Source organism: Streptomyces sp. OfavH-34-F, from assembly GCF_022347745.1.
Taxonomy (GTDB): Bacteria; Actinomycetota; Actinomycetes; order Streptomycetales; family Streptomycetaceae; genus Streptomyces.
In genome coordinates this window covers 1-5,405 of sequence record NZ_JAKRGC010000380.1, presented here as the reverse complement: position 1 = coordinate 5,405, position 5,405 = coordinate 1, and the positions used below count along the sequence as shown (strand labels likewise).

At 74.2% G+C, this 5,405-nt stretch carries 4 protein-coding genes; all 4 read right to left on the bottom strand.

What is annotated here, in order from left to right; genetic code table 11:
- Window positions 1–1,558 (bottom strand): serine/threonine protein kinase (locus MHW47_RS31470; RefSeq protein ID WP_239227275.1); only part of this gene is annotated, 1,558 nt, incomplete at its 3' end.
- A gap of 70 nt (window positions 1,559–1,628) precedes the next feature.
- Window positions 1,629–2,963 (bottom strand): hypothetical protein, encoded by a 1,335-nt coding sequence (locus MHW47_RS31465; RefSeq protein ID WP_239227274.1) that lies wholly within the window; start codon window positions 2,961–2,963, stop codon window positions 1,629–1,631.
- A gap of 71 nt (window positions 2,964–3,034) precedes the next feature.
- Entirely contained in the window at window positions 3,035–4,006 is a 972-nt protein-coding gene (locus MHW47_RS31460) for a glutamate ABC transporter substrate-binding protein (protein ID WP_374230179.1), read from the bottom strand.
- A gap of 83 nt (window positions 4,007–4,089) precedes the next feature.
- On the bottom strand, window positions 4,090–5,385 hold the full coding sequence (locus MHW47_RS31455; RefSeq protein ID WP_239227276.1) for a hypothetical protein: 1,296 nt from the start codon (window positions 5,383–5,385) through the stop codon (window positions 4,090–4,092).
- Window positions 5,386–5,405 lie beyond the last annotated feature (20 nt).

The window sequence follows — 5,405 nt, the reverse complement described above, 5'->3', positions numbered from 1 at the left end:
CCCCGGCGGCCGTACCGCCCTTCCGGCGGCGGGAGCGCCCGCCGGACGCGGCGGCCCTGGCCCCCAGGCGCGACACCTCGCCCGTGCCGTCCGCGAACAGCTCCGTGTCGGTGACCCGCAGCTCCCCGCCGAACAGCGTGGACAGCGCCGGGCGCGGGCGGCCCGTCTGGAGGGACACCACCTCCCGCAGCACGCCCGTCAGCTGCTCCGCCATCTCCGCCGCCGAGGCGAACCGGCGGGCCGGGTCCGGGTCGGTCGCCCGCACCAGGAGCCGGTAGAACGACTCGTACGTCCGGAACACCTCGATGTTGTCCGGGTCCGGCAGCGAGTCCACGAAGACGTTCGTGTACCCCTGGAAGTCGAAGGTGAGCACCGCGAGCGTCCGGGCCACCGTGTACAGGTCGGAGGCGACCGACGGGCCCAGCTCCGCGACCTCGGGGGCCTGGTAGCCGACGGTGCCGTAGATCGCCGACTCCTCGTCGTCCATCCGGCGGACCGCGCCCATGTCGATGAGCTTCAGCTGGTCCTCGGTCTGGATCGCGTTGTCGACCTTGAAGTCGCAGTACAGCAGGTTGCGGCTGTGCAGGTGGCCCAGCGCCTCCAGCGCCTCGATGCCGAACGCGCAGGCCTGCTCCACCGGCAGCGGATCGCGCTTCCCGGCCGGGGTGCGGCGCTCGTTGGCGATCTCCTTGAGCGACTTGCCGCCGACGTACTCCATCACGATGTAGCCGTCGAGCGAACCGGTCCGCTGGTCCAGGTGCTCCACGAAGTTGTAGATGCGCACGATGTTGGAGTGCTCGATCTCGGCGAGGAACCGCCGCTCCGATATCGCCGCCGCCATCGCGTCCTGGTCACCCGTGTCCAGCAGGCCCTTGAGCACCACCCACCGGTCGGACACCGCCCGGTCCACCGCCAGGTAGACCCAGCCGAGCCCGCCGTGCGCCAGACAGCCCGCCACCTCGTACTGCCCGTGCACCACGTCGCCCGCGGCGAGCTTGGGCACGAAGGAGTACGGGTGGCCGCACTTGGTGCAGAACCCCTCGGTGCGCCCCGGCCGGTCGCCCCGCGAACGGCCCACCGGAGCCCCGCAGTCCGACCGCGAGCAGAACCGCTTGCGCTCGGGCACCTCCGGGTTCTCCATCACGGCCGTACGCGGATCGGGGCGCGGCACGTCCGGCACCTGCACCAGACCCGCGCCCAGCCGGTTGCGGCCCGAGGCGTTGGTCGACTTCGCGGAGGAGCGCACCGACACCGACTGCGCCGTCGCCGAGCCGGACAGCGACCGCGAGAGCCGCCCCGACACCGAGCGCCGCGACGTCGAGGACCGGGACGAGGAGCGCGAGGACGCCCGCGACGAGGACTGCGAACCGGTGCGCGCCGACGCGCTGTTCGACCCCCGGCTGCCCCGGCCGCCGACCGCCACCCCGGTCGGCGGCGAGCTGACCATGCCGTTCGGTGAGACCACGGGCGCCAGACCGCAGGTGTCGCAGTACAGCTCACCGCCGCCCATGTCCTCGTAGCTGCCCTCGCACGCGGGGCGCTGGCACTGCGTACTCATGTCCGTTCCCCCTCCTTCCCGCCCCGCCGCCTCGACGGTCCGTCACATCTGCTCATGGGCGCGGCCCGTCTCACGCGTGCCCCCGCCGGTCCTGCGGTCCGGGCGCGCCCCGGCCGTCCAGCGTCTCCAGCGCCGCGTCCTGGTAGCGCTGGACCGCCTGCGCGGCCACCCGCAGATCGCACGGGGCGCTCCACAGCATCCGCCGCGCCGCGTCGTACCGCTCGATCAGGACCGGGTCCTCGGCCAGGCCGTTGCGGGCCACCTTCGCCTTGTACGCGTCGAGCCGGCCGCGCAGCTCCGCCCGGACCGCCAGCGGCGCGGTGACCGCCGTCAACTGCTCCCGGGCCCGCAGCAACTCCTCCTCCGCCTCCCGCTCCAGCGCCTCCAGCAGCGGGGAGAGCCGGTGCCAGCGGGCGTGCCTGCGGTACTCCGACGCGGCGGCCAGCCGTTCCTGCAGGGCGGTCGGCGGGCCGTTGACCACCGGCACCTCCGACGCCGCGATCTTGGCCAGCACCTCGCCGCGCGCCACCCGCGCCTCGGCCAGCGTGCGGTCGGCGCGGGAGAGCACGTCGCGCAGGTGCACCAGCCGCTGCTCGGCGTCCTGCCGCACGGCGAGCACCGCCTCCACCTCGCGCCGCACGTCCTCCAGCGCCCGCGCCGCCCGGTCGTAGCGCGTCGTGTCCGGGCGTCCGCCGCCGGGCGCCGCGCTGCCCGGCCCCGGCAGCCAGAACGCCAGCGGGTCCGAGATCACCTGGGCGCGCAGCGTGGCCAGTTCCTCGGTGATCGCCGCCAGCTCGTCGCCCGCCGGATGCTCACCGGGCCGTACGCCCACCGAGTGCGCCAGCGAGTGCGTGCGGCGCAGTTCGGCGGCGAGCAGGTCTATCCGGGCGGGCATCGCCGACCACACCGTGTCCGACGCCACCACCATGTCCAGGGCGCTCGCGTACAGCCGGTTCATCCGGGAGACCAGCTCCTCCAGCGTGAACCGCTCGGAGAGCCGGGCCGGGCCGGTGACGGACGGGTCGTGCCCGGCGGCGGCGTGCGCCACGGTGACCCCCTGGCCGCGCAGCAGCTCGGTCAGGGTCGCCAGATCCTCGCGGTTGGGGTGGCGGCGCCTGGCCCGCACCTCGCGCGCCTGGTCGAGCACGCCCGCGTACGCCTCGAAGTAGCTCCACAGGAGGGTGACCGACCGCTCGGTGACGGCCCAGCGCTCCCGGGTGACGCCGGACAGTTCGGCACCCTCCAGGAGCCTGCGGCCCGCGTGGTCCTGGAGGGCGAGGAGCGAGGTCTCGATCGCCTCGTGCTCCGCGCCGAGCCGGGCCAGCGCACGGTCGGCCTCGTCCCGGTCCATGACCGGACCGGGGGGCCGGGCCGCATAGCCGGGGAAGGGGCCCGCGACGCCCATCGATCACCTCTCCGCTCTCCCTGCCGGCCGGGGCCCGCAGGATCAGTGCCGCCGCCCGCGCTCGGACGGACCTAGTCCCGGTACTTCGGTGCCGGCGGCCCCTCGATCCCCGGCAGGCCGCCCTCCAGCCACTCGCGGTACGACTTCATCCAGCGGCTGTCCGAACCGCCCGAGCGGTAGTCCTCGAGCACCTTGTTGACCCGCGCCACCAGATCGTCCGCGCCCTTCTTCGCCGCCACGCCGTAGTACTCGGTGGTGAACGGGTCGCCCTTCAGCTCCACGGCCGGGTCCTGGGCGGCCTGGCCGGCGGCCAGCGCATTGTCCGTGACGACCGCGTCCACCTCGCCCAGCTGGAGCCGCACCAGGCAGTCCAGCTGGTTGGGGACGGTGAGCCGGTCCCGGTCGGCCGCGGTGCCGTCGCCCTCGTCCTTGTAGACCGAGCCGAACGACTCCTTCTCCAGCGCCTCGTACGCCGTGGAGCCCTCGGCGGAGCAGACCCGCTTGCCGGCCAGCGTGGAGTTGAACCCGGTGATCGAGTGGTCCTCCTTCGCGGCGAGGACCTGCTGGCCGGCCTGGAAGTAGGCGGTCGAGAACGACACCTGCTTCAGGCGGGCGCAGTTGATCGTCATCGTCCGCACGACGACGTCCACCTTGTCGTTCTCCAGCGCGGCGATGCGCTGGTTGGTCGGGATGGCCCGGAAGATCACCTTGTCGCCGTCCCCGAGGATGTCCTCGGCGATCGCCCGCACCAGATCGATGTCGAAGCCCTCCAGATGGCCCGACTCCGGATTGCGGAAGCCCCACTGGAAGCTGTTCTGGTCCACGCCGGCGATGAGCTTGCCGCGCGCCTGGATCTTCTTGACCGCGTCCCCGGCCACCGTGCCCGGCCGCAGACTCGCCTCCGGGTCCGTGCACGCGTCGGCGCGCGCCTGTACGGCCCGCGTCGCGCCCGGCCCCGTCACCTGGGGGCCGAAGACGTCGTCGCCGTCGTGCGACAGCGGCAGCAGGGTCAGCGACGCCGTCAGGGCGCAGGCCGCGGCCATCGCCGTCACCCCGCCCCAGCCACGCAGCCGGCGCAGCGGTCCGCGGCCCGCCCTCGGGTCCTTCGCTGTCATCGCTCCCCCTGTCACCGGAACTCCGAGAGCCTGCGGTTGACGCCGACGATCGCCGCGACCGCGCCCAGCACGGCCAGCACCGCCGCGCCCACGGGCAGACCGCCCAGGGCGTCGCGGCCGTCGCGCGCGGCGCGGGTGAACTCGTCCTGCTCGTGGGCCAGGGCGACGCGCAGCGCCTCGTCCACCTTCTTGAAGGACTCGCCCGTGGAATTCTCCTGGCCGATGATCTGCTCCAGCGCGGACTCGTAGTCCCCGGCGTCGTCGGTCTTGCGGGCGGTACGGTGCCGGCCCTGCCACTCCGTGACCGCGGCGGCCGCCGCGGCGACCGGCTTGCCGCCCTCGGTGTCCCCGGTCTCGTCGGCCAGCTTCGCCGCCGCGGCCAGTTCCTCGCCGAGCGCCTTCATACCCGCGGCGTAGTCGGTCTCGTACTTGTCGTTCTTGCCGTCCGCGGTGAGCACCGCGCCCCGGGCCACCACCGTCAGGTTCTCGTCGGCGCGCGCCTTCAGCGAGTCGATGCGCGCCCGGTTGAGCACGTCCATCGACTGCTGCCCGTGCGAATCGGCCTCGGCCAGATCGGCCCGGGCCACCGTGTGCCCCACGGCCAGCCACAGCAGCAGCACCGTCGCCGCGGCGGTGGCCGCCAGCAGCCCCTGGTTGAACACCCGGTTCGTCTGCCGGTAGTTGCGCCGCTGCGCCCAGGCCAGCGCGGCCAGCGCGAGGACCCCGGCGGCCACCGAGAGCAGCGGCCAGGCCCGCGCGGAGCCGTGGTCCGCCGCCAGCCGCCCGGTCTCCGCCGCGTACAGCCGCTCGGCGGCCGGCAGCAGCTCACCGGACATCTGCTGGTTCGCGTACCGCAGATAGGCGCCGCCCAGCGGGAGGCCCTGCCGGTTGTTTGCGCGGGCCCGCTCGATCAGGCCCGTGTAGCGCGGCAGCCCCTCGTTGAGCGTGGTGATCTCACGGCCCGACGCCGAGGACGCCGCCGTGTTCGCCGCGGCCTTCACCAGCAGCCGGGACGCCTCCTCGATGTCCTTCACGTACTGCTCGTGCACCGCGCGCGGCTCCTGCGGCCCGGCCAGGAAGCCGCTCGCCGCCGCCGCGTCCGCGTCCGCCAGCGAGCGGTAGATGCCCGCCGCGTCCGCGCTGAGCGGCTGGCTGCGCTCCACCACGTCGTCGGCCGCGGCACCCCGGCCGCTGACCTGGAACGCCGTCACCGCCCCGAACGCCAGGACCAGCAGCGCCAGTACGGCACCGATGATCCTCAGCCGGCCCGGTTCGGTGGTGGCCGCGGCCCGGATCCGCCCGGCCAGGGCCGCACGGGCGCTCGGCC

Excerpts from the sequence above, each read along its gene's own strand:
- MHW47_RS31460 (WP_374230179.1), bottom strand. The coding sequence starts at position 4,006 with ATGGCCGCGGCCTGCGCCCTGACGGCGTCGCTGACCCTGCTGCCGCTG.
- MHW47_RS31465 (WP_239227274.1), bottom strand. The coding sequence starts at position 2,963 with ATGGGCGTCGCGGGCCCCTTCCCCGGCTATGCGGCCCGGCCCCCCGGT.